Source organism: Syntrophotaleaceae bacterium (assembly GCA_041390365.1).
Taxonomy (GTDB): domain Bacteria; phylum Desulfobacterota; class Desulfuromonadia; order Desulfuromonadales; family Syntrophotaleaceae; genus JAWKQB01.
This window is the reverse complement of the sequence record JAWKQB010000001.1, coordinates 804727-831077: the sequence shown is the minus strand read 5'-3', so window position 1 is coordinate 831077 and position 26351 is coordinate 804727. Positions and strand designations below refer to the sequence as shown.

The window sequence follows — 26351 nt, the reverse complement described above, 5'->3', positions numbered from 1 at the left end:
ATGCCCCGTCCCATCCTGGTCAGCGCCTGCCTGCTCGGTCTGGCGACACGTTACGACGGAGGGACGAAAAGCAATAGCCGATGCTTGGAGTTTCTCCGCAGCAACGATCTGATCCCCATTCCCGTTTGTCCTGAGCAACTGGCTGGATTGCCGACTCCCCGACTGCAAAGCTCTTTCTGCACGGGAACTGGTTCGGATGTCCTTGACGGCACGGGCTCCCTGCTCCTTGCCGACGGCAGGGAGGTCACGGTGCCTTTCGTCAGAGGCGCCGAGGAGACCTTGAAGGTCTGCCGCCTGACGGGATGCCGGGAAGCTTTGTTCAAGGAACGCAGCCCGTCCTGCGGCGTTCGTCAGGTCTATCTGGGGGAGCGGATCGTGTCCGGACAGGGGGTGACCACCGCCCTGCTCCTCCGTCATGGAGTAAGAATCCTCAGTGAAGAGGATCTGCAATCTCGACGGCAGCCATGACAAGTTCCCATTTCTACGACCTGATCATCATCGGCACAGGGCTCGCGGGCCGGATGCTGGCACTGGCTCTTTCAGCCGGGAATCGGCGTGTCCTCATCCTTGATTCCCCCGCTTCCCCGGTCCCCGCCGCTCTGCCCGCTACACCTGTAATGGCTCGGATCGCGACCGTCGTCGATCCCTCGGGCAGCAGCCTGCGTTCGGCTCGCAGCTTTCAGGTCATCACTCCCGATGTCCGTCTCGAGGTCCACGGTCCCCGTTCTCTTGAAGAGGAAATGCTCCGGGAACTGCCGAATCCGGGCCGGACAGTTCTCAACCGTCTTGGGGAATTGGAACACACTGGCCGCCGTCTGGAAGAGCTCCTGCTGAACCTGCGCACGCCCCCCTCCCTCGGTTTGAAGGGCCGTCTGGCCTACTCCCGCAGCCTGTTTTTGAAGGGCCTGGCCGGAAAGGGGCTGGGCCATCAATTTTCCTCAGTTCTGAAGGGGATAAGCGATGAGTCCGCACGACAATTTCTGTCGACCCTCTTCTGCGGCTTGACTCTGGCAGATCCGCAACGCCTTACCATAGGGGAGGCCGCCCTTTTCTGGCATGCCGCATCACGGACCCAGGTTTTCGACGGCCCCGCACTGGCAGCAGCAACAGAGCGGCGCTTGAGAGATTCAGGAATTCAGGTTCGACCGTTCGGCGAATTGGCCTCCCTCCACGGTGGAGGGAAACGCCCCTGGGAAGTCTCCCTCAGGGACGGAACCCGGCTGGGAGCCGATCGTTTCATTATCGACCGTTTCATCGATCCTGTTTTCCTGGCAGATAAACTGAAACCGGCGATACAGGGTTTCTCCGCGACCCGGGAATATTGGCATCTTTCGGGAATCCAGCCAGTTCCTTCCTCACTCCTGGCCCGGAATGTGATGCTGGCCGGTGACCCCGCTCTGCTGCTGAACTTTTTTCCAAGTCCGGTTGAGAATCGGGAAATCGTTGTGGAACAGGCCGGGAGTCTGTCCCGGCCCCTGATCTCGGAGCATGAACTCCGTCTTCGGCTCGAACCGCTGCTTCCCTTTTCGGAATATCGCCTGGAAAAGCGCCGGCGACCGGCCGCCGCTTCCCGGGCAGAGGCAGCACCTGTGAGGTTTGGTCCGAGCCGGGTGGTACCGGGCATCCTGTTGGGAGCAAATTCCATTGCCGGCGAAGGCCTGTTCGACATCCACTTTCCCCTGACCACCTGGCTGACATGCCGGGCGGTCCTCAAACAGGCACTCTGAGCAACGGCAGCACGACAGGGGATATGGGAAAAAAGAGGTGAAAAGGAAAAAAGGTTTGCAACCGCATTGAAAGCATGCTAGTTTTAGGAGCTCTAAATTTCCAGGAGGTAATTCGTAATGGCCAGAGTTTGTGAAGTATGTGGGAAAAGACCGTCGGCCGGCAACAACGTCAGCCATGCACAGAACAAGACCAGAAAAGTATGGTACCCGAACCTCCAGAAAGTGAGAGCCCATTACAAGGGCAAGGTTCAGTCCATCAAGGTCTGCACCCGCTGCCTGCGCTCGGGAGCGGTCACCAAAGCGGTTTGATTCCCACAACAGATTCGCGATAGCTGCTGCAAAAAAGCAGGAGGCCTGGAGGCTTCCTGCTTTTTCTACTTCAGGGGCTGGTTGTCCCCATTGGCCTTACTCCTGTCCCCTGCCTGTCCAGGCAATTCCTTCGATCTCCACCAGTGCGCCTCTGGGCAGTGCCGCGACCTGGACCGTCGCCCTTGCCGGAGGGATAGCTTCGAAATACCGGCCGTATACGGCATTGACTACGGCAAAATGTCTCAGATCGGTCAGGTAGATGGTCGTTTTGACCACCGCCGAAAAATCGAGGCCGGCCTCTTCCAGAACGGCGCGAATGTTCTGCATCACCCGTTCGGTCTGTTCCTCGATCCTGTCTCCCACCAGTTCCCCGCTTTGGGGATCGAGGGGAATCTGCCCGGAAAAAAACACCAGATCACCAGCCCTGACTGCCTGCGAATAGGGCCCTATCGCGGCAGGCGCCAGATCAGTTTCGATTTTCTCCATATCCCTACCTCCAGTGAGTGCCTCAGAGTCGCCATATCGGAATCGGAATCGGTATCTGTATCGAACGGCTTTTGCCTTGCAAAGATGTTACCCCTCACTCCTAACACCTCGCCCCTCACGCCTTGCAAAGAACCCCCTAATGCCTCATCCGCTCGACCTTGAAAACCCCCTTGACCTGATGCACCGAGTTGATGACGCGATTCAACTGCTCGAGGTCGGCCACATCGACGGAAAAAATGATGACGGCTCGCCCGTCCCCCGAGGTGCTGACCTGGGCGCTGACGATATTCGCCTCGCAGTTGGATACCGCGCTGCTGATATTGGCCAGTATACCCTTCTGGTCTTTTGAAGAGACCCGGATTTTGGCTGGATGGGAAGTTTTCTTCTTCAGGTCCCATTCCACTTCGACCTGCCGGTCCGGATCGGTCTTCGCCACTGCTGGGCAATCGGCGTTATGCACGGTAATGCCCCGTCCACGGGTAATGAAACCGACGATCGGGTCTCCGGGCAGGGGGTTGCAGCATTTGCCGAAACGCACCAGAACGTCATCGATCCCCTGGATCTTGATGGTGCTGGAGGGCTTTTTGGCGGTTTTCTCGGAAACCTGGGCAGCGGGTGCCTTTTCCTCCTGCGCGGGTTTGAGCTTTTCCGCGGGAACCACCCTGCTCACCACCTGCCCCAGGGACAGTTTGCCATACCCGATGGCCGCCAGCAGGTCGTCGGCGGTATGGTATCCCAATTCGGCCATGGCGGCGGCCATCTCCTTGCCGGTCTGCACTTTTTTCAGACTGCACCCGTATTTGCGCAGACGCTTTTCCAGCAGTTCCCGGCCGAGTTCGATATTCCTTTCCCGCTGTTCCGTCTTGATCCACTGCCGGATCCGCCCCGCCGCTCGTGAGGTTTTGACAAACTTCAGCCAATCCTTGCTCGGCGTCTGATGGGGGCTGGTGATGACTTCAATGATATCCCCATTTTTCATTTCGGTCTTCAGCGGCACCAGCTTGCCGTTGATCCGGGCTCCGACGCACCGGTTGCCGACCTGGCTGTGCACGCTGTAGGCAAAATCGATGGTGGTCGCGCCGCGGGGGAAGGCCTTGACCTCTCCCTTGGGGGTGAAGACGTAGACCTCGTCGGAAAAGAGATCCACCTCCAGCGGTCCGGAAAAATCCTTTGAATCCGACATGTCCTGCTGGGCTTCGAGCATCTGGCGCAGCCACCCGAGCTGCCGTTCCCCCTCGCTGCCGACGGCCGCGGCCGCCTTGCCCTCCTTGTACTTCCAGTGTGCGGCAATCCCTTCTTCCGCCACCCGATGCATCTCCTCGGTGCGGATCTGGACTTCCATACGCTCGCCGTAAGGTCCGACCACGGTCGTGTGCAGCGACTGGTACATATTGGCCTTGGGCATGGCGATGTAATCCTTGAAACGCCCCGGAATCGGTTTCCAGGCTTCATGGATGATCCCCAGCACCGCGTAGCAGTCCTGAATCGTCTCGACGATCACACGAAAAGCGATAATATCGTAGACCTGTTCGAATTCGATGCCCTGGCGCTCCATCTTTCCATAGATGGAATAGAGATGCTTGTAGCGCCCGTAGCATTGCCCCCGAATCTGATGCCTGCGCAGCTTTTCACCGATGAGTTCCCTGACCTCCTCGACGTATCCGGCCCGTTCCTGTTCATTCTGCGCAACCTTCTCTTTCAGCTCGAAGAAAATTTCGGGCAGAACGTAGCGGAAGGCCAGATCCTCCAGTTCGCACTTGATCCAGCTGATACCGAGGCGATTGGCGAGTGGAGCATATATTTCCAGGGTTTCCTGAGCGAAACGGCGCTGGTCGCCTACCGGAAAATACTCGAGAACCCGCATGTTGTAGAGCCGCACCGCCAGCAACACCAGCACGACCCGGATATCCCTGGCCATGGACAGGAGCATCTTGCGGAAATTCTCGGCCTGCTGTTCCTCGCTGGTGATAAAGGTAATCTTGCCCAGCTTGGTCAGGATCTCGATCAACTGTCCGATGTCCTCACCGAAACGGTTTTTCAACTCCTCCGGCGGGGCGAGCTCCTGTTCCAGGATATCGTACAGCATGCCGCTGATGATGGTGGCCACGTCTGTTTTCAAACGGGCAAGGATCCGGGCAATTTCCAGGGCATCGGCAAGATAGGGCTCGCCGGGGCGGCGGGTTCGGGCGCCATGAACCTTGGCGCAGAAGACATAGGCCTTGCGCAGGGCATCCACATCCGCACCGGGATTGTAGGCGAGCACCTGCTGAATGATATCGTCTATGCGTACTGAAGAATGCATGGTGGGAAAAGGGTCAAAAAACCCGGAGCTTTCATCCGGTTTATTCATGAGTATTCGCGTCGCAGGGTCGGAAGTCTTCATGAACAATCCGGACCGGGAGGTTGCCGAAGAGACAACCTCCCGGAATTGATTCAGGAGAAACTTCTACTGCAGGCAGGTGTTAAACATCCGGACGGCAAGATGTTCCTGCGGCCGGCTGTCTCATCACTTTTTGCGAACCGGTATTTCGTAGTCGACCTTGCCTGCCGCGATTTCCCGCAGGCAATGTACGATCTTCTTGTTGTTGGACCTGTTTTCGATGAGCGGCTGGGCGCCCTTGTAAAGCTGCTTGGTCCTTTTGGAGGCGACCATGACCAGAAGAAAACGATTGGGAATCTGCTGCAGACAATCTTCTACGGTAATACGTGCCATGAATTATTCCTTTTTCGGGTGTTAAGAATGATCCGATTATGCGTCATCTGTTTTTTTTACCAAGAAGAACAACTTCGTGGCCTTCGTGACCTTCGTGGTCAAAACTTTTGAGTCAGTAGTTGACGTTTATTCGCTGCACCTTACATGCCGAAAATCTTCAGCATCTTATCCTTCAGCAACCCGGTACGGCACCCCTCGGCGGTGAGAATGGCCTGCAGTTCCCGGCTGGCCCTGTCGAAGTCATCATTGATCACCAGGTAATCGTACCATACCATTTCCCTGATTTCCCGCCTGGCGTTCTGCAGCCGCTTTTCGATCGCCTCGGAGGCATCGGTGTTGCGCCCGCGCAGACGCCGTTCGAGCTCTGCAAAATCGGGAGGCAGGATAAAAATGAACACTCCCTCGGGGCAGGTTTTCTTGAGCTGCGCCGCCCCCTGACAGTCGATATCCAGCAGCACGTCGTACCCGGCTTCCCGGGACCGGTCCAGGGTTTCCCGTGCCGTACCGTAGCGATTGCCGTGCACTTCGGCCCATTCGACAAAGGCGCCTTCGGTAATCATCCGGGCAAAAATATCGGGGGCGACAAAATGATAATCGACCCCGTTTCGCTCCCCGGCTCTTGGCGGCCGGGTGGTGTAGGAAACAGAGTGCCGAATCCGCGGGAAAATGTCAATTATTTCATGACATAGAGATGTCTTTCCGGCCCCTGAGGGCGCGGAAATGACAAACAAAATGCCGGTCCGACGGCGCTCGATCTCTCGCCATTTTTCGTCCATCTGAAGTCCGTAATCCGTAATACGTCAATCGTAACAGGTCAAGGGTCGAGCTGAAGAATTCACTCCACTCTCACCCCTCACCCCTCTTGCCTTCCGCCCTCGCCATCATCACTCAACATTCTGCACCTGCTCGCGGATCTTTTCCAGTTCGGCCTTGACGGCGACCACATGGCGGGTCAATTCCACGTCATTCGATTTGGAGCCCATGGTGTTGGCTTCCCGGTTCAGTTCCTGCACGAGAAAATCCAGCTGCCGGCCGACCGGTTCAAGAGCGGTCAGCAGTGCCCGAAACTGCTCCATATGGCTTTTGAATCGGGAAATTTCTTCGCTGATGTCGCATCGATCGGCAAACAGGGCAATCTCCTGGGCAATACGCTGGGGATCGATTTCAAATCCGTTTTCCAGCTTCTGCAACCGCTCCTTGAGTTTCCCCTGCCATTCCCTGGGGATGAGGGGCGCCCGCTGTTCGATACCGTTCAGCAGGTCCTCCAGCAGCTCCAGCCGGGCAACGATGTCGCGACCGGTGGCTTCCCCCTCGGTTCGACGCATTTTTTCCACGGCATCAACAGCCAGGTCGAGCGCCGTGTCGAGGCTTGCCCATACCTCCTCCGTGTCGGGATCCAGCTCCTGCAGGCTGATCACATCCTTTTGGGAGGCCAGCAAAGCAAGCGTGATGCCGCCCTGAAGACCATATTCCTCCTGCATACGGGAAAAAAGACGCAGATAATTTTCGGCCAGGGTACCGTCGAGAACGGGAACTTTCCCGCCGGATGCGCCCTGGTCCAAATTGACATAGACGTCGATGCGCCCGCGCTTGAGTCTCTCGCCCACCCGCTTGCGGATCTCCCCTTCTGCCGCCATCAGAGAACGGGGCAATTTGATGGTGATATCCCCGTAACGGTGATTGACCGATTTCACTTCCACTGTGAGGTTGACATTGCCGGCCGAAGCCTGCCCTTTGCCGAACCCAGTCATGCTTTTGATCATTGATTTAAACCTTTGTGTCGTTGCTGGTTGCTCGTTGCTGGTGGCTCGTGGTTATGGTAATTCCCATCCGGCAGCAGCCGCTGGTCCCGATTCAAAAAAATCGCCTTTCAACGAGCCAGCAGCAACCAGCTACGAGCAACCGGTTTCAAGAATCCAATCCGCCGCTGCCGCCAGGTCGGAAAACTGCCGGGCCCGGCCGGGAGATATCTTTGCGGCGGTGGCCCTGCCATAGCCGGTCAACACCAGCAGGGAAGTACATCCCGCCCGTTCCCCAGCCTCGATGTCGGCTTCCTTGTCGCCAATCATGAAGGACCGGCTCAGATCGACCGAATGCTCTTCGGCAGCCTTCAACAACAGACCTGGTTGACCCTTGCGGCAGTTGCATTCGACTCCGTAGTCCCCATCCCCTTCTGTTGGATGGTGAGGACAGACGTAGAAGCCGTCTATCAGGATTCCGCTTTCTTCAAAACGGGCAGCGACATGGCGATGCAGCCGTTCGACGTCGTCGAGCCCGAAATAGCCCCGGGCGACTCCTGACTGGTTGGTGACGACAAACACCAGGAAGCCCTTCTGCTTGAGGCGACTGACCCCCTCGACCGCCCCCGGGATGAATTCGAAATCCTCCAACCGGTGCAGATAATGTTTCTCGACGTTGAGGGTTCCGTCCCGGTCCAGAAAAACCGCACGTGCCTTTTTTCCGCTTTCGGGTTCGCCCGTTTCACCCTTGCTCATATCGGTCAAGAATCCGCTCGATGATGTTGGTGGTGGAGCGGCCATCCACCAGATCGATCAGGGCCACCCGTCCGCCGTAGCTTTCCACCAGATCCCTGCCCACCACCGTGTCGGGGGTGTAGTCCCCTCCCTTGACCAGGATATGCGGCTGCAGCAGGCGGATCAGGTCCAGAGGCGTGTCCTCGTCGAAAACCACCAGGTAGTCGACGCAGGTCAGGGCGCTGAGAATATGCGCCCTTTCGTCCTCGCTGATCAGAGGGCGATTGGGCCCCTTGAGCCGCCGGATGGAATCGTCCGAATTCAGTCCCAGCACCAGCAGATCGCCCAGGAGGCGGGCCTTCTGCAGATACTTGACATGTCCGACATGCAGCAGATCGAAGCAGCCATTGGTAAAAACGATGGTTTTGCCGCGCTGGCGCTCGGTTTCGAGGATGCGTGCCAGGGCATCCCGCCGCTTGATCTTGGCGTCCCCGTCGGAATACTGATGGGCAAAAACCTCGCGGATCTCCTCGACCGTTACGGTCGAAGTGCCGAGCTTGCTGACCGCAATGCCGGCAGCCAGGTTCGCCATGCGGGCCGCATTTTCGATGGACAAACCGCTGGCCAGACCAACCCCGATCAGGGAAAGCACCGTATCGCCCGCGCCGGTCACATCGAAGACCTCCCGCGCCTCGGTGGGCAGATGCATCTCCTTGCCGTCCCTGAAAAAGATGCTGATCCCCTCCTCGCTGCGGGTCACGACCAGTGTTTCCAGATCCAGGCTATGAAGCAGCGTGCGGCCGGCCAACCGCAGGCTTTCCTCGTCGGTTATCGCCACCCTGGAAGCCACTTCCGTTTCCTTGCGGTTGGGGGTCAGGAGTGTCGCTCCCCGATATTTGTTGTAATCTGTACCCTTGGGATCGATGACGACTGGGATGCTCCTCTTTTTGCCGATGGCGATGACGGACTGCAGCAGCCCCTCGGTCAGCACCCCCTTCAGGTAGTCGGAGATCAGGATGACGTCGAACTCTCCAGCATGCTCGCGGATCCAGTTTGTCAACTCCGCTTCCTGATCGGTGTTGATAGGAACCCGGCTCTCCCGGTCGATGCGCATCATCTGCTGATGACTGGCCAGGATGCGGGTTTTGCGGCTGGTGACACGCCCCGCATCCCAAAGCAGCCCGGTCGTATCGACCCCTATGCCGTTCAGCATCTCCCGCAGCAGCTCACCGTCCCGGCCTTCGCCCAGCACGCTGGCGACATGAACCTGGCAGCCAAGAGCGACGAGATTGTTGATGACGTTGCCCGCACCTCCCAGGCGCAGGTCTTCCCGGGTAATGTCCACTACCTGGACCGGTGCTTCGGGGCTGATCCGCTCGGTCTTGCCCCACAGGTATTCATCAAGCATCAGATCGCCGATCACCAGCGCCCGAATCGACCCCAGATGACTTAGAAAGTTTTCCACTTCTGAACGAGTCATGATCGCCCTGATCCAATAAATTGACGACTTCCTCGATGAAATCTCCTCACGGGATTCAAACGGGAAGCCGGACACTGACAAGAATCAACAAACGCGTCATTCCGGTACCATAAATAGCGAATTTATGCAAGAAATTCCGCTGAAGGAGGGGCCTTGGACTGATGTTGGGTTTTTTCAGAAGGGGGCAATTCCATAACTTCAGGACCCGGCCAGCACCGCCCTGGCCGTTTTGATCAGAATACGAATATCCAGCCAGATCGTCCATTTGTCGATATAGCAGAGATCCAGCCGAACAATTTCGTCGAAATCCTCGATCCGGTTGCGGCCGCTGACCTGCCACATGCCGGTGATCCCCGGCTTGATGCTGATCCTCCTGCGGTGCCAGTTTTCATAGTGGGACACCTCCTCGGGTGTGGGCGGCCGTGTGCCGACCAGGCTCATGTCCCCTTTCAACACGTTCCAGAATTGGGGCAGTTCGTCGATGCTGGTTTTTCTCAGGAACCTGCCGACCCTGGTCACGCGCGGATCGTTCCTGATCTTGAAGATGGCCCCGTTCATTTCATTTTGTCCCATCAGTTCCTTTTTTCGCTCCTCGGCGTCTGCATACATGGAACGAAGCTTCCAGCACTTGAATATGCGACCGCTCTCGCCAACTCTCTCCTGCCCGAAAAAGATCGGCCCTGCCGAGTCGAGCTTGATCGCCAGAGCGACGAAAGGGAAAAGAACGGCCAGGACCGTCAATCCGCACAGAGAGCCCATGATATCGATGATTCTCTTGATCAGCAGTTGCTGGGCATCCAGGGATTTGGTGTGAAAGGTCAGCACCGGAAATGAACCGTTGAAAAAATCGATACCGGTCTTGCACTTGGGCGAATCGTAAAAGTCCAGCGCCATCCGCACGGTCATCCCCATGGCCTGGAGATCGAGCAAGAAATCCTCCACACCGACGATCAGCACTTTGGGGATGCAGAACACCACCTCGTCGACGGAATGGGCTTTACAGATCTCCAGCAGTTCGGGAAGTTTGCCCAAAACCTTATGGCCCTCGATTTCAAGGGCAACGGTTTCATCCGCCTGTACAAATCCGATGACGGCCAGCCCCCAGTCCGCATGGTCCTGGATGACATTATGAAACTTGCGGGCCTTCTCCTGAGTACCTACGATCAGAATATTGCGGGTATTGAACCCTTTTTTCCTGTAATACCCCAGAGCCAGGCGAATGCCAACCTTCTCCAGAAAAAGCAGCAGGAAGGAGACCGCCAGAAAAGACAGATGGAGGCCGCGGCTGTATCGAAGACGATCCACGAAATAGATGAGGGACGAGGTCAGCAGGCTGCCGAAAAGATGGACATTCACCAGCCGGGTGAAAATATCGAAAACCGACCAGCGCCGGATCGATGCATAGAACCCCTTGCGTTTGAACAGATGAAGCCAAAGGGGGAGGACGGCCACCAGGATCCAGAGATAATAATAAAGCGGCAGAAGCTGTCCCTGAAACAGTTTCCTGATTTCATAGGCCAGCACCAGTGAAACACAGATGACACAAGCATCGGTCCACATCGAGAGCTTGTTGAAGAGACTTGCCTGTTGTTTCAGCATGGAAAACTGTTCCAGATTCTGTTCGCATCCGGCGCCGCGCAGCCATTAACAGCGCATAGGTAATAGGACATGCCCCATTTTCTTCGACTCGAGGGAGTCAACGCCTGCACGTCGCGCAGAAGGATCGACCGGAACAGGGGTTCAGTCAAAGCGCCCGTCGGAATCCTCTGCTTCTGGTGAGCGGAGGCGTTTCTCCAGTGATTGGAAAACTGCCAGATGGCTCTGGACAGGACCCCCAAAGGAAACAGATAGCTGTTGAAGTAACTCCCGGAGAGACGAATTGCGTGCCTTGGCAGCAGAAGATCGAAGGTGGCCGCATCGTAACGCCGGAAATGGCCCAGGGCGCGATCATGGTCTGACATCAGCCATGGAAAGGCGGGCACTGTTGCGAAAAAAAGTCCTCCGGGCTTCAGTCTATCAAAGATCCAGCGAACGGCTGCCGCGTCGTCCTCTATATGTTCGATAACGTCGCAGGCGCATATCACATCCCACCTGCCCGGCAAATCCTCTGGAATACCGGAATCGAAGACCGTTCGGATCCCTTCCGCCGCACGCAGTCGTTCGAGGCCGGCGGGGTTGATTTCCATCACGTCGACCGTTCCGAAATTACGCAGGACGTCGACATTCTGTCCGGCACCGGCTCCTACCTCGAGAATTTCCCGTTCAGAAGCAGGACCGGCCGGAAGATGCCAGGACAAGACCCGGGAGATCAACTTCCTGCGCCCGGCATGAAGCCAGGACGAGATCTCATCGGCATACAGAAGGTACGATTCACGGTTCATCCTTCCACCGCGCCCCCAAAATGTTCTTTTCGATTCAGGCCGCCTCGTCCTGGTCTGACGACAGCTGCTCGGAAACATACTTTTCCAGGCAATCCCTGCCTTGCTGTTTGATAAAGAACTCGGTCACGATTCCCAGCGAAATCATCTGCAGCGAAGCGATCGTGGTGAGCACTCCGAAGGTGAGCAGGGGTCTGCTTCCGATCGGTCTCTCTCCCAGCAGCCAAAGCACCAGAAGATAACTGAGCGACACACCTCCGACTACGCCCAGCACCAGCCCGGCCCCACCGAACAGATGCCCGGGCTTATTGACCCAGCGGGTCGTCGCCATAACGGTGACCAGATCGATAAACCCGCGCGCATAGCGCTCCCAGCCATACTTGGAACGGCCGTATAAGCGAGGATGATGTTCCACAGAGATCTCGCCGACCCTGTAGCCAAGATCGGCGGCCAGTACCGGAATATACCGGTGCAGTTCGCCGTACAGAAAGAGGTTCTCGACCACCTCCCTGCGGTAGCATTTGAATCCGCAATTGAAGTCCTTGAGACGCACTCCGGTGACTTTTGCCGTTACACTGTTGAACAATCGGGACGGAAGAGTTTTGGACAGCGGATCGTTGCGGGTCTTCTTCCATCCAGAAACCAGATCGTAGCCATCGTTCAGCTTGGCCATGAATCGCGGGATTTCTTTAGGATCATCCTGCAGGTCGGCATCCATGGTGAAAACGATGTCACCGCGGCAGCATTGGAACCCGGCCTGTAAGGCAAGCGCCTTGCCGAGATTTCTTCGAAACCGGAAGGCTTGCACGCATCCTGGATAGCTTTGGGAAATCGTTCGAATGACCGCCCAGCTTCGATCTGTACTGCCATCGTCCACGAAGACGAGTTCGAACCCGTGATCCGGACAGGAGGTCAAAACAGTCTGCACGATCCTGTCCGCCAGTTCGGCCAGGCTGTCTTCTTCGTCCTTGACCGGAATGATGAAACTCAAAAGGGTATTCATCGCATCGGCTCCTCGATTCTTCTGATGGACAATCCGGATAATCCAACCCCCAGATGGCGCGCATCAGCACTGTGTCCCAGTTCGGCGGGTGAAACCGGGTTGTCGATTTCAAATCCGATCTGAAGAAACTTTTCACCCGGGCGGGTGTCGAACCGAAACGGGTGGTTACATGGTCCGTTGCTGGCTTCAAGATCCATCCTGGCGAGAAAACGCCCATTTGCAGTGATTCGTAACTTTCGAATCGGGTCTTCGGGTGGGCAATAGCCATGCATGCGAAGGGTGAGTTCGTAGGTTTTTGCGTCCTCTCCAAAATACAGCAACAGATCTGCATTTTTGTCGGCACTCCATACCCCCCAGGGTTCCATGCGGCTCCAGCCTGCATGAAGCAGTACCCCCGCCTGGGGCAGCTCAGCCGTCGGGATAAGACGGTCATAATGCTCGAAACGCGCATACTCGCGGGCGAATCGCAGCGTCTGTCGGCCTGGCTGGGCCGGCAAGCCTGTGTCTTTTTCCGTGGCATGCAGTTCGATTGAGGCCCATCTCCACGGTTGTCCGCTCAACAGATCGTAGGCTTCCCCATCCGCCGGCAAGGCTTCGAGAGACAGGCGGGTCGGCTGCCAGCCCAACAGAGAACCTTGCCAAAGAACGGTTTTCCCGTGCTTGACAAGCACGGTTGCGTCGCTGCTGCTGATCAGTTCCAGATCCTGGACCGGACGAACCGCTCCGGATTGAAAAAGGATCTTTCTGGGCACCCCGGCCTTCCGAAACAGGCCGAAACCCGAGCCGGATTCAAGTTGAGCCAGATGGAACAGAATGTCGTCGGAGGAATCCGATTTTTCCGTGATCGGAGGCGGATATGGGCTGGCTGTATAGGGCAAAAGCCACGTCTCGATGGGGAAGACACGCAGAGGAGGCTCCAGGAACCAGCGGGTGTGAAGGCGGACCATATCCTCTCCGGCAAAGGGGACCCGCCCATGTAATGCCAGCGCCAGAATGATTGCCCCTGAAAAGAGACATTTGCCGGCAAGACCGGAGATGAATTGCACAGGCCGCCGGTGTCCGTAGAACGCCAGCGGAACCAGAGGCAAAGCCTGCATCATGTAACGCGGCCCATAGCTGCCGGACCCGCCGTACCCATTGATGGGGAAAACAAGCCAATTGATGCCAAGGTAGGTGAAAAAGCCCGCTATCAGCCAAAACCCGGCGCCACGCCCGGAGAAAAGGCGCATCGCCAGCAGGGCGAGGGCCACCGGAAAATAGACCAATATCCCGGTTTGACGGCCAAACAGGAAATCGAAGAATTTGCCTGGAAGGAGTGCGAGATTGGCCAGCAGGGACCTGCCGACCGACAGAGGGTCGAAGACATGACCCGAAAAGCCGACCGTATCCGGCAGAGCCCAGCCCTTCTCAAGGGGAAAAGGGGCACCCCTTACGTTGAACCGGGCCCCTTGATAGGCAAAGAGGGATCCGTCACCGACAAGATTCGGAGCACTGAAGGCCATCAGGGCAATCACGCCGACGCCAAGGATGATCGCCCTTTCGCGGAGGCCCCGGCGAGCAGGGACTGCAAGCAGAATGAACGGCAGCAAAACTAGGAAGCTCGGCTTCTCGTGCACGGCTGCCGCAAACATCAGCGCAGCCAGCAGGCTCATCCCAAAAGATCCTGTTTCCCTCAGCAACAGGATGACCGAAACGGCCAGCAACGCAGCGATAAAAAGATCGGGATGGGGGATCGACACCCATGCGGTGAATGGACCCGGCAGTACGAAGCCCAGCGAAACAACAAGGGCCCATCTCTCGTCCAGTATACCGGACAGGGTAAGGGCGGATATCGAACCGATCAGAAACAGGCAGACCGCATTCAGTACGATGAAACCATTGACACCAAAGACCCCATAAAAAACGGAGGCGGCGGCACCGTAGAGATAGGGCTTTGCGAGAACCAGTTCCCCGGAAGCCTGTTTTTTCAGGAATAAGCCCCGGGGGCCGGACTCGGCAGGGAAATCGGAGCGGAAACGGGCCAGATCCTGCAGGGTATAGTCCAGATCGAAATCGTTCCAGATGCTGGACGCGATCATGACATGCGTGGCCAGATCCGAAAAGATCACCCTCTCCTGCGGAGCCTTCGCTTTGGCAAAAGCCAGCATGGCAACGCTGGCTGCCAGAGCGGCCCATACTGCGAAGGTCAAGGAACATTTCCATGGTCGGGGCTTCTTCATTCGGCACAAATCCTTTTGACGCGACAACGGGTATGCCAGAACATCTGCAGGACTTGACTCTAATTCCCAAACCGCTCGGACCGGATCAGTTTTCCGGGACTGGCCTCGCTGACTTAAAGAAGCTTTTGATAGACCTTCAGCGTGCCCTCCACCGTATGGTTCCAGGTCAGCCCCCTGGCTCGGCGGACCCCGGCGGCAATGCGTCTTGACCGCTCGGCCTCATCCGTGGCCAGCCAGGCCATGGCCGAAACGAGATCGTCAAGGGATTCCGGGTTGATTTCCACCGCCGCGCCTCCCGAAACCTCCGGAAGCGAGGTCGTATTGGAGGTTATCACGGGAACCGCGCTCGCGAAGGCCTCGAGCACCGGGATGCCGTAACCTTCATACAGAGAGGGGAACAGGAAGATTCCTGCCCCGCTGTATAAAAATCTGAGTTCCTCCATACTGTTGACGTCATTCAGCCAGACCACCTGCCCATTTCGGGCTGATCCCCGGATGCTTTCAATCAGCGCCTCGCACCCCCATCCTCCCCTGCCGACCAGCACGAGTTTGCGGTGCTTGCGGAGGTTTGCCGGCAAACGGCCATAGGCTGCGAGAATCCGCTCGATATTTTTTCTCGGTTGAAAAGTTCCGACGAACAGGAAATAGCCGGGTTCCAGTTGACGCCTTTTCAGAACCGTTTTTTTTGCCTCGGCATCGACAGGTTCCAGCCACTTGCTGTCGACCCCGCAGGGAACCACGGAAATCCGCGATTCGGGAATGCGGTAAAACTCCATGAGATCCGGAACGGTGTACTGGGAAAGCGTGATCACATGGTCCGCGAATCGGGCCATCGACTTCTGGACGAAATTCTTGAGCCCTCGCAACCGGGCATTGGCCATTTCCGGGTGCCGCAGGGGAATGGCATCGTGCAGGGTGGCCACAAGGGGGCACCGCATCGGCAAAACCCGGTAATCGGTCACGTGAAAAACGTCCACATCAGGGGCCGAACGGAAACATCCACCGCTCAGCAGAGCGACCGCGGACATGACCTGAAAGGGGTATGGGAACGGCCGTCCCTTGACAAAATGGTTTTTGAGAGCCGGTTGCAACAGGCTGGGAAAGGATCTCCCTTCCACCAGATGTCCGCGGCCCGAGAAACCTTCACCGAGGCGAGTGGTATAGACTCCGATGCCGTCAAGGTGACCTCCGTTGACTGCCGGCTCAATTGTAGTTGTTGACAATCCGATACGCATGGTGATGCCTGAGAATACCTTTCAGGATGCGTCCAGCATCCATTGCAGTGTCTCCTGGATAGGTATGGAGGGAACAGTACCGACCAGACGCTTCAGCCTGGTATTGTCTCCCTGCAATCTCGATATTTCCTTGGAGCGAACAAAAGCCGGATTGACTTTGACCTCGATTTCATACCCCGCCAGACGGTTCATGATGTCTATGATCCCCCGCAGAGGCGTTGCCTCACCTCGGCATATGTTGACAGTTTCGGAAACCGCATCGGTTTCGAGCAGGGCGGCATAGGCGGCCACGACATCTCGCACGTCGGAGAAATCGCGGCTTACGTCAAGGTTCCCCAATTCGATTGTCGGAGATCGGCGCCGGAAGTGTTCGACAATCTTCGGCACCAGAAAGACGGGCGCCTGGCCGGGACCGGTATAATTGAAGGGACGGGTGATCAGGATGGGGAGCCTGTCGAACCAGGTCCTGACCATGTGCTCCATGGCCAGTTTACTGTTGGCGTAATGATTGACCGGGGCGGGACAGACCGACTCATCGATCACCTCCACGGCCGGCGTGCCGTAGACGTTCGCACTGCTGGCCACCAGCACCTTGCGCGGCGGGACCGGCAGCGCCGCCAGGGCCTCGAGCAGATGCAGCGTCCCGAACAGATTGACACGGTAGAACGCCTCGCTGTCGCGGTGTCCCACAAAGGACAGCGCCGCCAGATGGACAACATAGTCAGGCTTTATTTCGCGCATCGCCTCGGCGACCGCCACCGCATCCGTCAGATCGCAGGGTAAGCCTTGTCCCGGTCCTTTCGTACTGTGTACCAGCCCGATCACATGGTAATTTTTCTGCTCAAGTGCCGCTGTCATAAAGCGGCCGGTAAAACCGGCAGCCCCTGTCACCAATACTGTTTTCATTTTCTGTCCTAAAAGGAAAACCCGGCCCGGTTGCGTCGCAGATCGGCCTCAACCATCATCAGGCAGAGCTCTTCCAGGGTGGTTTTCGCCTCCCAGCCAAGTTCGGCCTTGGCTTTGGCCGGGTTCCCCATTAACAGGTCGACCTCGGCGGGTCGATAAAATTTGGGATTGACGGCCACGATGGTTTTGCCGGTGGCCTCATCGATACCCTTTTCCTTCTCCCCTTCCCCTTCGAACCTCACCCGTATCCCGGCGGCCTTGCAGGTCATGGCGACAAAATCGCGGACCGTTTCGGAGCGGCTGGTCGCCAGAACGTAGGTATCCGGTTTTTCAGCCTGGAGCATGCGCCACATGCCTTCGACATAGTCCTTGGCGTAACCCCAGTCCCGCTTCGCATTTAAATTGCCCAGTTCGAGAATGTCAAGTTTGCCCAGTTTGATTTTGGCGATACTGTCCGTGATTTTGCGCGTCACGAATTCCCGGCCGCGCAAGGGTGACTCGTGATTGAAAAGGATACCGCAACAACCGAAGATGTCGTAGGCTTCGCGATAGTTGATGGTCATCCAGTGGGCGTAAAGCTTGGCCACACCGTAAGGGCTGCGGGGATAAAAGGGGGTTTTTTCTGTCTGGGGAATCTCCTGCACCTTGCCGTAAAGTTCCGAAGTCGATGCCTGGTAAAACCGGATTTTCGTATCGACAATACGGATCGCCTCGAGCAGATGGACGGCTCCCAGGCCGGTAATCTTGGCCGTAGCCAGAGGTTGCTCAAAGGAAACACCGACAAAGCTTTGGGCGGCCAGATTGTAGACCTCGGCAGGATGCACTTTTTCAATCAGACGGGTGCTGGTGGATTTGTCCGTTATGTCGAACTCGAGCAAATGCAGGTCGGGATGACCTGAAATGCCCAGTTCCTCGATACGCCAGAAGTTGACGGAACTGGTGCGACGGTAGGTGCCGTAGACTTCATAGCCCTTTTCCAACAGCAGTTCGGCCAGATAGGCACCGTCCTGACCGGTGATGCCGGTAATGAACGCTTTTTTGGACATCAGGGAACATCCTCCTTGATTTCTGTTTTTCCAAAAACAGGCTTCAGATCAAAACTGTCGATCCGAATTCGGTCTTCAGGCGCAACGTAGACCCGTACCTCAAGATCTTCGACAGACTGGGAGAGAGACAGAGTTTCTTCTACAAGGACATTTCTTTCCGTCGTACCGACCTTCAGCAGTTTATATTTGCCATGAATCACGGACCCCCGGCCGGATACGACATCAGCCCAAGCGTGGTCGGCCTGGGTCGCCTCACCCCTGACCACAAAGTGATATTTTCCGGCGGGCATGGTTTTGTAGGGACCAAAGTGTAAAAATCCCTGGCGACCGTCGGAATACAGCCTGCCGTTTTTAACTTCCCCAACCTGGTTGAAGATTTTGTCAGGGGAAAAATTGTTGACGCTGAGAAAATATGCGTCCGAGAATCCCTCATTAATTAAATGTTGTTCCATTTGTCGTGCTGCAACGAGACCTAGAAAATCCTTTTTTACTTTTACTGAGGCAAAAAATTTTGATTTTCTTACTTCGACTAATCCTGTCTTTTTCAGTTCATCAATGACATTTTCGATTTTTTCCATGTGAATCAATGACACCGGCCAGGCTTTTTCATAAATAATTGTATTTATATATGGAATGACTACTATTTCTGCTTCCTGTCTTGCAAGAAGAAATAGAATGTTTTCGACAAATTTGTTATCTATATAATTTTCGCGAAAAGACCGCATGGTGTATGGCCAGTTTTTCCTGGCTGCAGAAATATTCTTATCTCCACCAATATTATATGTCCTGATTTTCGCTTTTGATGCTAAATAGTTTACTAAAAAGTCATTTCTATAAGGCAGAAAAGCAACCATTTCATTTTCTTTGATCAAATTTTGGAAATCGGCAACCAGATTTTTATCGAGTTGAATAAACTGGTATCGATAAGACATATCCTGCTGAAATTTCTTGATCATATTCGGCAGATTGGAGAGAATCAGGACGAGGAGAAGTGAACCCATCCACACAATGGCTCGCCCCTGCAAACCCGTCAGCATCAGAACAACAAGTGCCCAGAGACCGAATACCCCCAAAGCGCTCCATCGATAGGCGGCGCGCATGTTTTTGAAGCCAGGGAGGGTTTCGGATATCCAGCCGTTCCCCGTGGGGCCAAGGGCATATTCGGAGGACATGAGTGGCGTCAGATGCCCAGCTAAAACCACTTCGGACGGTCTTGTGGAGTTAATTTTCAGGGAGGGGCCCAGGGCCAGGTAAAATCCTGCCAGTGCAACTATCAGAAAGCCGGTAGCCAAAGCATTTTTTTTTCTGATAAACAACCATCCAGCCAAGCCGACAACAATTAGCGGAAGCGAGAAAGTGGTCATCCAGACAGAGGCATCACCAAAATAATCTGCGGGAGAGCGTTTCAGACTCAGACCCAAGGTATCCCAAAGCCAATGCACACCGCGGGTTGGAATGGCCCAAAAGGTAACATCGACTCCATATCCTCGAAAAAAATCCAATGGAACAGGCTCGAATTGAGATGTTCCGATGTAGGCCGTATACATCTGGTACGCCAGCCCGAAACCAAGCAAAAGCACCGGGAGAGAATAGAAAAGCATTCGACGGCGCAAGTCCGGACAACGCCAGAAGACCCAGCAAGCCAGAATGAAGGACGCGCTCAAAAACATCATGAAGGAATAACCATCCATGAAAACGGCTATCTGGCATGCGGCAACAAAGAGCGCAGCTATGAAAACTCTGGCCCTAATAGTCCTGGCCTTGCCATACAGAACATAAGCGAAGGACAAAAAATAAAAAGGAAGAAGGCCAATTCCCAGGGATAACATCGAGTACCTTGAATGAGCCCAAAACACGGGCATGCTCATCCATAATGCCGCGGGCAACAGCGAAAAAGCCGGGCGTAGTCCCATAAAAATTCCGAGACGCCAGGCTCCCCAGAAGGCCAAAGCGAGCCAAAGAAAAAAGGTGGTCGAGTAAGCGTCCACGGGGTGCATGCCGGCAGCAATAAACAACCCGGCCGGATAAGCTCCGGCCAGCCCGAAAGCAATAGGGGCCGGTTGAGGTGCTCCAAAATTGGTTGCATGGATACTGAACAGGGATTGATTTATGAAAGACTGGGAAAAACCTGTGGTCCAAACAGCCTGGCCCAAAGCGGGGACGGAAAGAAAGGGCACCGCACCATGCAGCACCGTCACAAAGGCCAGCACAGACGTAAAAGTCAGCGCGAGTCTCCAGGACTTTTTCATGTTTTCAAGACAGTTCACCGGAAACCTTCCGTTTCCACAAGGACGCCAAACCGAAAAATCCAAGATCACCCGTTACAGTAATCGCCCGGCTCAACAGCACCGCCAGCAGAAGGTCCGCCTGGCTGACAACTCCATCCAGCAGAAACAATAACGCCAATTCCCGCACCCCGGCACCGGCAGGTGCTCCCGGGGTTATCAGACCGGCCAGCCAGGCCAGGACATAGGCTCCAGCTATATGGATCAATGGCAGATTGTCCGGATTGTCATTGACCAGATCAATCAGAGCCGCGAATAAGAGACCCGAAACAGCGAGAAACCCGCAATAGCGGCCAAAAGCCTTGACGACCTGTTCACCCCAAAATCGCCACACCGCAAGGGCGACGCTTCCAACGGCACAGGTAAAAACAAGCGGAGCCCAGTTTGCGGGCACAACAGGAATCAAGCCGGGCAAAGCCAGAAAGCCGAAGAGTCCGGCGGCTAAGGCAATCAAACCCAATTCCCACAGGGCAGATTTGGCCAAGGGCCATCCGGGCAGATTGGCGGCCATCCCCATGGCTTGCCGGCCGGCCAGGTGAAAAATGTTGCCGGGGGTGTATTTTGCCAACTGCGTAATGCCGTAGGTTTTAATCGCCCACCCCCGAGAAACGCTAAGGCCAAACCAATCCAGCAAACTCCACCAGGCCAAGGCGAGCAGAAGATTGGCAAACCCGTAGATCACGCAGAAGGCAGCAATGACCAACCACTTTGCAGAATTGAAATGTGCAACATCGATTTGCGTCCCGTATTCCTGCAAACGGATGCCGACGAAAAAAACTCCGGTAAAAGCCAGAGCCGTGCCCAACCAACTGAAGCCTTTTTTGAAGGAAGGGCTTATCATCACTGTTTCAAACCCGCGATTGGCATAACAACATGGTCCATGGCAGTGGCTTTTTAACTTCAACCACCTCGAAATATTTTGAGATCATCTGCACGAAACCGCCTCTGGACCAATGCTGAACATGTCCGGGCGTGTTGCCCATGCTGTCGAGATATTTTCCTCTGACAATATTCAACAGACGCCAGACAGGCTCGTGAGGCACACTGACAATCAAATGCCTGTCGACAACAGATTGAAGCCTTTCCAATGCGGTTTCCGGATCATGCAAATGTTCGAGCACCTCAATGCATACAATCAGATCAGCACTGTCCCTGGATGGATCCAGATCATAGATACTCCGAGTTTCAAATAAAATTTCTTCTAATCCATGTTCAATTGCATTTTTCTTTGCCAGATCAATGACAGCCGAGGAAAAATCGGTTCCACGGACATTTCTCCCCTGCCTGGCCCATTCCAAAACCCAAAACCCTTCCCCGCACCCCACATCATGAATTGATTTGGGTGATGACTTGTCCACCAACTGCATAAGGGCATGTGAAAATCCTGCCATAATTGTTTTTACAACAGGATTCCTGGATCCATATTTATTGTAGTTATTGCCTGCAACGATACCATCCTCTTTCAAACCATTGGCCGCCTTCATGCATTTTCCCTTACAGGCAGATCCTGCATTGGATTTTCATTTGCACAGACATCTTCTTCAGCACGCACCCGAAAACGAATATCTTCTATCAGTTTTCGGTTTGCCGCCAACAGGTCAGCGATGAAAGCGATCAGAACGGTCTGGAATCCCATACCCATGAGCAGGGCAGCAAGAATGAGCGACTGGACATGTCCATTACCCGCACCTTTGAAGTAGTACCAAAGAAACCGAAGACCGATTACAAAGCCCAAGGAAAACAGAACAGACCCGATCGTTCCAAAAAACCGAAAGGGACGGTAAACGACAAAAATGCGAACAATAGTGACGATACTGCGTTTGACATAGGACGGGATGCTTTTGACCAGGCGTGAAGGTCTTAAATCCTCATTGACTCTCACAGGGACGGACAGAATCGCCATATTTTTCTGGCCAGCCTGGATGATTGTTTCCAGGGTATAGGTGTAATCGTTGAAAACCATGAGACGTTGTGCCGCTGAGCGGCTGATGGCACGAAAGCCGCTGGGAGCGTCAGGAATATCGGTTTTGCTGGCGAAACGGACCACCCTGCTACCCAGTTTTTGCAGCAGTTTCTTGACAGGCGAAAAATGATCGATGGCCTGGATCGGGCGGCTGCCCACTACAATCTCTGCGCGCTGCTGAAGAATTGGCCGGGTAAGAGCGGGAATGTCATCGGCTTTGTACTGATTATCGGCATCGGTATTGACGATAACATCGGCCCCCAACTGGATGCAGGCATCCAGTCCCGTCATAAAAGCACGGGCCAGGCCCTGGTTACGGGTATGACGAATGACATGATTGACCCCATTGGCTCTTGCCACCGCTACCGTATTATCGAGACTGCCGTCGTCGATGATCAACCATTCGACAGCATCAAACCCAGGCACGTAGCGCGGAAGCTCAGCAAGGGTCACTGCAAGTGTTTCGGCCTCGTTATAGCAAGGTATCTGAATGATCAGCTTCAATGGAAAACCCTTCCAATCAGAAACGCTTTACGAAACAACCTTCGAAACACCGGGGTGACAATAATCTTCCTGATCCGTCTGCTTGTTATCCTGACGCCCTATCGGATCTAACAGAAATGCCAACAACTGCTGAGTGCTTTGCCGCCATGTCATCCAGGGCAGGCTGTCCGAACGGGGGATCGAATCGACCTGATCCAATGCCATCCAATCTCTAAGTGCTCGTGCAAGTTCCTCTGGAGACCGTCCATTGAAATAGAAGGCATGTTCACCGGCAACCTCGCGAAACACAGGGATGTCACGGGCAATAACGGGAAGCTTGTGCTGGGCGGCCTCGATAAGGGGCAAACCAAAACCCTCCGCCTCCGAAGCGGCGATCAAGGCCGAAGAAATTCGATAGACCCTTTCCAGGTATTCATCACTTATCCCTTCCATCCAATGCAGTCTTTTCCCACGCTCTGGATGGCCGTGCAGACTTTCGGTAAAGGGTTCCATATTCCACCCCGCCTTACCGACGATGACGAGATTGGCCTCCACACCCGAAGCCCAGAGTTTTTCAAAGGCGGCGACCACCTGAGCATGACTCTTTCGCGGTTCGATTGTTCCCACCATAAGAAATGTCGGAGAGTCGCTTAACCGTTTGAGTTCCTTCTCGGCATTGTCAGGCACACCTCGTGTAGGGACACTGTTGTCAATATCGGCACCAAGATGGAAATAGCCGATATTCAGATCAGTTCGGTCGACCCGCTTCCGTTGGAGCCACTGGCGAACCTCGTCAGCCACAGATGCGGAAATGCAGAGCAGACTATCCGCATGGGCGCTGACCGCCTCCAACCAGTTGGAGAAAACTGCCGACATTCCTTTCGGGAACCAGTGGGGATACAAAACCGGAATCAGGTCGTATACAAGGAAACAGGATTTGACGCCGACTCGTTGGAAATTTTCCAGAACCGGCCGAAAGACGGGAAAAAGATGGGCTGAAAGATCAAGTCCCAGAAAGATGTCTCCGCGTCTCGCATCAACGGGAAAGTCTTCGCCGAGATCGTGGTCAAGCCCCTGAAATCCCCGCAGGAAACGGTGAGCATAGCGGTAAAATCCGCAATCAGCGCCATAAACCGGCTCAATGATGAATCCTGGAGGGGGATCGGCAAGGAGATGCCCCAGAATACTCCGAACGACCCGCTGAATGCCGGTTTTGGCATCACGGACAGCCAATGCCGAAACATCGACCAGAATTTGCCTCTTCGACTGGCTGCAGTCATTCAAACTGATCGAGGCGGCCAGTGACCTCAAATCAAAATCTGCAGGGTGCAGGGCACTCGAAAAGAGCGGGATTTTTTGCAGCAGGGCCGCATAGCGGGCATCGGCTGTTACCTGCAGACTGTATCTTTTTGATGAAAGACCGGTTTTCGCCTTATCCTCCATCGCCTCGACGGCACGTTGAGCGACGGCATCCCAGGAAAATCTGGAGCTTCGCGAACAGGCATGAACGCGCAGTGACTCCCTGAACCCTTCATCCATAAGAACCTGCTGCATCGCATCGGCCATAGACTTTGTAGAAGTCGGATCGAACAGGGCATCATTTCTCCCGATAACCTCGGGGATGCTTGTTGCGTTCGAGCCGATGGTGGGGGCTCCACAAGCCATAGCTTCAAGAGCCGGCAAACCGAACCCTTCATACAGAGAGGGAAACACGAAAACCTTGCACAGATTGTAAAGCCGAACAAGATCGGACTCAGGAACGAATCCGGTCAGGATCACCTCTGATTCGCCCATCCCGAGTGACTTCACCAGCTTCTGCAGTTTCCCCCGATTCCGCCCATCCATCTGGCTGACAATGACCAATTGGTGAGCTCGCCTTACCTCCCGGCTCAGTGCCGCAAAAGCCTTGATTGCCCCTTGCAGGTTTTTATGAGGATCCAGATTCCCGGTATACAGCAGAAAAGGACGAAAAATGCCGTAGCGCCTGAACAGCTCATTCCTTTCGGTTTCCGGGATCTGCAGTTTTCTGAATTTTTCGTCCACGCCGGCAGAAATGTTGACGACCCGGTCCGATGGTATTTCAAGGGTAGAAATCGCCTCGAAACGCGAATAATCGGAGATGGCGAGGAAAAGCTCGGCCTTTTTCAGCGAGTCCAGCTTGCGTAAGTACCACTCCTTATGAGGGGCTGACCCCAAATGGGTCTCCGCGTGCTTCAGCGGGATCAGGTCATAAAAGGTTGCTGCCGTTGCCATCCCGGCATCTAGAGCGCCTATGGAAGTGACAGCGTCATCAATCCACCCTTCAAAATGGCTGGCGATATGGACAAAATCCGGAGCGATATCGGCCAGGGCCTGTTCACGAACCAGTTCGGACGCACGCGCCCGCCACCTGTTGGCGGGCTCATTTTCCGCCATCGGTCCGGGAACGGAATAGACGAGGATCCTTTCAGGCGGTACCAGGCCGTCAAAGGCCTGCCTAAGAGGCATGACCGTATCGCCCAGGAAGCCGTTCAACGCCAACCAGACCTCATGGGGCCCCGGGTTTCTTGCAACTGCTTTGGCAAGAGACAGGGAATAGCGCCCGATTCCCCTGAATCGGCTGGATGTCTGGCAGGCCTGAAGATCCAGAACAATTCGCATTTGTTGAATTAATCCCTGTTTAAGGCCCGCTTGAGGTCGCTGTAGATTTGCGCGGCATGGGGAGACAATTCATGAAAACTCTGGCGGGAAGGAGAACCGGACACCATCCGATCGACTTTCAGGACAATCCGTTTCAGACTCTTCTTCGCCAATGGTGAAGAATCGATCAGTTTCAATAAAGTGCGCGTCAATCCCGGATGTTTCTCCAGGAAACGGGACAGATGTAGAATGAGTTTTTTCTCGAGTTTTTTCAGACTTAGGCGTTCCCCAATCCTTCTCAAGCACAGGTTGACCCAACGTAAGGGTGCCGTTATTCGCCAGGAGAGACTCGCCATCATCGCGTTGTACTCCATGACGAGGTGAAGGTGCCGCTCTTCCAACGTCCGGTATTTTCCTTCGAAACGGTCCAGAATTTTGTTCAAGCTGGTCAGGCTGTCTACTTTGGTGTGTTTCAATCTGTCGATACAGTCGTTTACCGGACAAACACCGGGGACAGACGACTTTTGTGCCAGCAGAGAATAGTCGGGGTGCGCGTTCAGGGCCCAGTGAGCTTGCCATGCCAGCGAGGCATCATCTTCAGGAGGGTCAGGCCCATTGAGCCGCATAATCGCAACCGATAGAAAACCGACGTCTTCCGCCATGAATTGCAGGAGCTCGGGCGGCAGCGGCTTCCGATGTGAAGGGTCCAAATAAAAAGTACAGGACTTCACGAGTATGTTTTCAGGGTTCGGCGTCTCCAGAATGAGAACTCCGCCCGGCAACAGAACCCTTTGGGCCTCTTCGAAAAGTGTCAACAGGACCTCATGCGGAAGATGTTCCGCGATATGAAAACCGGAGACGACAGCGACCGAATTCTCTTCCAGAGTCCGCAGATAGCCTATGGCATCTCCTTCCACGGCCGGCAACCCGAGTTTCCGGCACTGGTCAACCATTATCCGGCTGATATCGATCCCCTGGACCAGCCAACCGTTTTCTGCCATGATTTCAAGCCATTCACCCCGGCC

Annotated in this window: 23 protein-coding genes; 3 read left to right on the top strand and 20 right to left on the bottom strand. The window is 55.1% G+C overall.

Going from position 1 to position 26351, the window contains the following annotated elements:
* The 3 genes from R2940_03930 (at window position 1) to rpmB (ending at window position 2036) form a co-directional block, all read left to right on the top strand.
* Window positions 1–468, top strand: coding sequence for a DUF523 domain-containing protein (locus R2940_03930; GenBank protein MEZ4598925.1), 468 nt, complete (start codon window positions 1–3; stop codon window positions 466–468).
* A complete protein-coding gene (locus tag R2940_03925; protein MEZ4598924.1) occupies window positions 465–1727 on the top strand; it encodes a hypothetical protein in 1263 nt (420 codons plus the stop codon). Before R2940_03930 ends, R2940_03925 begins: the two co-directional genes overlap by 4 nt.
* Before the next feature lie 117 nt (window positions 1728–1844).
* The gene (gene rpmB, locus R2940_03920) at window positions 1845–2036 is read left to right on the top strand and encodes a 50S ribosomal protein L28 (GenBank protein MEZ4598923.1); all 192 of its coding nucleotides are present in this window, start codon (window positions 1845–1847) and stop codon (window positions 2034–2036) included.
* A 96-nt stretch (window positions 2037–2132) separates the two neighbouring features.
* On the opposite strand, the gene R2940_03915 is transcribed toward rpmB, so the two are convergent.
* The 20 genes from R2940_03915 to R2940_03820 form a co-directional block, all read right to left on the bottom strand.
* Window positions 2133–2522: a RidA family protein gene (locus R2940_03915; GenBank protein MEZ4598922.1), complete on the bottom strand. Its 390-nt coding sequence runs from the start codon at window positions 2520–2522 to the stop codon at window positions 2133–2135.
* A gap of 136 nt (window positions 2523–2658) precedes the next feature.
* Complete coding sequence (locus R2940_03910; GenBank protein ID MEZ4598921.1) at window positions 2659–4872, bottom strand: bifunctional (p)ppGpp synthetase/guanosine-3',5'-bis(diphosphate) 3'-pyrophosphohydrolase; 2214 nt, start codon at window positions 4870–4872, stop codon at window positions 2659–2661.
* A gap of 156 nt (window positions 4873–5028) precedes the next feature.
* Window positions 5029–5235: a DNA-directed RNA polymerase subunit omega gene (gene rpoZ / locus R2940_03905; protein ID MEZ4598920.1), complete on the bottom strand. Its 207-nt coding sequence runs from the start codon at window positions 5233–5235 to the stop codon at window positions 5029–5031.
* A 140-nt stretch (window positions 5236–5375) separates the two neighbouring features.
* Window positions 5376–6011 carry a guanylate kinase gene (gene gmk, locus R2940_03900; GenBank protein MEZ4598919.1) on the bottom strand — a complete coding sequence of 212 codons (636 nt, stop codon included), beginning with the start codon at window positions 6009–6011 and terminating at the stop codon, window positions 5376–5378.
* 108 nt (window positions 6012–6119) lie between these two features.
* Window positions 6120–6998 carry a YicC/YloC family endoribonuclease gene (locus R2940_03895; GenBank protein MEZ4598918.1) on the bottom strand — a complete coding sequence of 293 codons (879 nt, stop codon included), beginning with the start codon at window positions 6996–6998 and terminating at the stop codon, window positions 6120–6122.
* A 129-nt stretch (window positions 6999–7127) separates the two neighbouring features.
* Window positions 7128–7730, bottom strand: coding sequence for a D-glycero-beta-D-manno-heptose 1,7-bisphosphate 7-phosphatase (gmhB, locus tag R2940_03890; GenBank protein MEZ4598917.1), 603 nt, complete (start codon window positions 7728–7730; stop codon window positions 7128–7130).
* On the bottom strand, window positions 7717–9189 hold the full coding sequence (rfaE1, locus tag R2940_03885; GenBank protein ID MEZ4598916.1) for a D-glycero-beta-D-manno-heptose-7-phosphate kinase: 1473 nt from the start codon (window positions 9187–9189) through the stop codon (window positions 7717–7719). Before rfaE1 ends, gmhB begins: the two co-directional genes overlap by 14 nt.
* 198 nt (window positions 9190–9387) lie before the next feature.
* Window positions 9388–10788, bottom strand: a complete 1401-nt coding sequence (locus R2940_03880) for a sugar transferase (GenBank protein MEZ4598915.1) — start codon at window positions 10786–10788, stop codon at window positions 9388–9390.
* Entirely contained in the window at window positions 10782–11570 is a 789-nt protein-coding gene (locus tag R2940_03875) for a class I SAM-dependent methyltransferase (GenBank protein ID MEZ4598914.1), read from the bottom strand. Before R2940_03875 ends, R2940_03880 begins: the two co-directional genes overlap by 7 nt.
* 34 nt (window positions 11571–11604) lie before the next feature.
* Window positions 11605–12570: a glycosyltransferase family 2 protein gene (locus tag R2940_03870; GenBank protein ID MEZ4598913.1), complete on the bottom strand. Its 966-nt coding sequence runs from the start codon at window positions 12568–12570 to the stop codon at window positions 11605–11607.
* Window positions 12567–14759, bottom strand: coding sequence for a hypothetical protein (locus R2940_03865; protein MEZ4598912.1), 2193 nt, complete (start codon window positions 14757–14759; stop codon window positions 12567–12569). Before R2940_03865 ends, R2940_03870 begins: the two co-directional genes overlap by 4 nt.
* 143 nt (window positions 14760–14902) lie before the next feature.
* Window positions 14903–16024: a glycosyltransferase family 1 protein gene (locus R2940_03860; protein MEZ4598911.1), complete on the bottom strand. Its 1122-nt coding sequence runs from the start codon at window positions 16022–16024 to the stop codon at window positions 14903–14905.
* A gap of 21 nt (window positions 16025–16045) precedes the next feature.
* A complete protein-coding gene (locus tag R2940_03855) occupies window positions 16046–16930 on the bottom strand; it encodes a GDP-mannose 4,6-dehydratase (protein MEZ4598910.1) in 885 nt (294 codons plus the stop codon).
* An 8-nt stretch (window positions 16931–16938) separates the two neighbouring features.
* Window positions 16939–17976 carry a GDP-mannose 4,6-dehydratase gene (gene gmd / locus R2940_03850; protein ID MEZ4598909.1) on the bottom strand — a complete coding sequence of 346 codons (1038 nt, stop codon included), beginning with the start codon at window positions 17974–17976 and terminating at the stop codon, window positions 16939–16941.
* Window positions 17976–20243, bottom strand: coding sequence for a hypothetical protein (locus R2940_03845; GenBank protein MEZ4598908.1), 2268 nt, complete (start codon window positions 20241–20243; stop codon window positions 17976–17978). The genes gmd and R2940_03845 overlap by 1 nt, the downstream gene beginning before the upstream one ends.
* Window positions 20230–21102 (bottom strand): hypothetical protein, encoded by an 873-nt coding sequence (locus R2940_03840; GenBank protein MEZ4598907.1) that lies wholly within the window; start codon window positions 21100–21102, stop codon window positions 20230–20232. Before R2940_03840 ends, R2940_03845 begins: the two co-directional genes overlap by 14 nt.
* A gap of 7 nt (window positions 21103–21109) precedes the next feature.
* A complete protein-coding gene (locus R2940_03835) occupies window positions 21110–21745 on the bottom strand; it encodes a class I SAM-dependent methyltransferase (GenBank protein ID MEZ4598906.1) in 636 nt (211 codons plus the stop codon).
* A complete protein-coding gene (locus R2940_03830; protein MEZ4598905.1) occupies window positions 21742–22728 on the bottom strand; it encodes a glycosyltransferase family 2 protein in 987 nt (328 codons plus the stop codon). The genes R2940_03835 and R2940_03830 overlap by 4 nt, the downstream gene beginning before the upstream one ends.
* A 27-nt stretch (window positions 22729–22755) precedes the next feature.
* On the bottom strand, window positions 22756–25347 hold the full coding sequence (locus tag R2940_03825; GenBank protein ID MEZ4598904.1) for a glycosyltransferase family 1 protein: 2592 nt from the start codon (window positions 25345–25347) through the stop codon (window positions 22756–22758).
* 8 nt (window positions 25348–25355) lie between these two features.
* The gene (locus R2940_03820; protein MEZ4598903.1) at window positions 25356–26327 is read right to left on the bottom strand and encodes a class I SAM-dependent methyltransferase; all 972 of its coding nucleotides are present in this window, start codon (window positions 26325–26327) and stop codon (window positions 25356–25358) included.
* Between the last annotated feature and the right edge of the window lie 24 nt (window positions 26328–26351).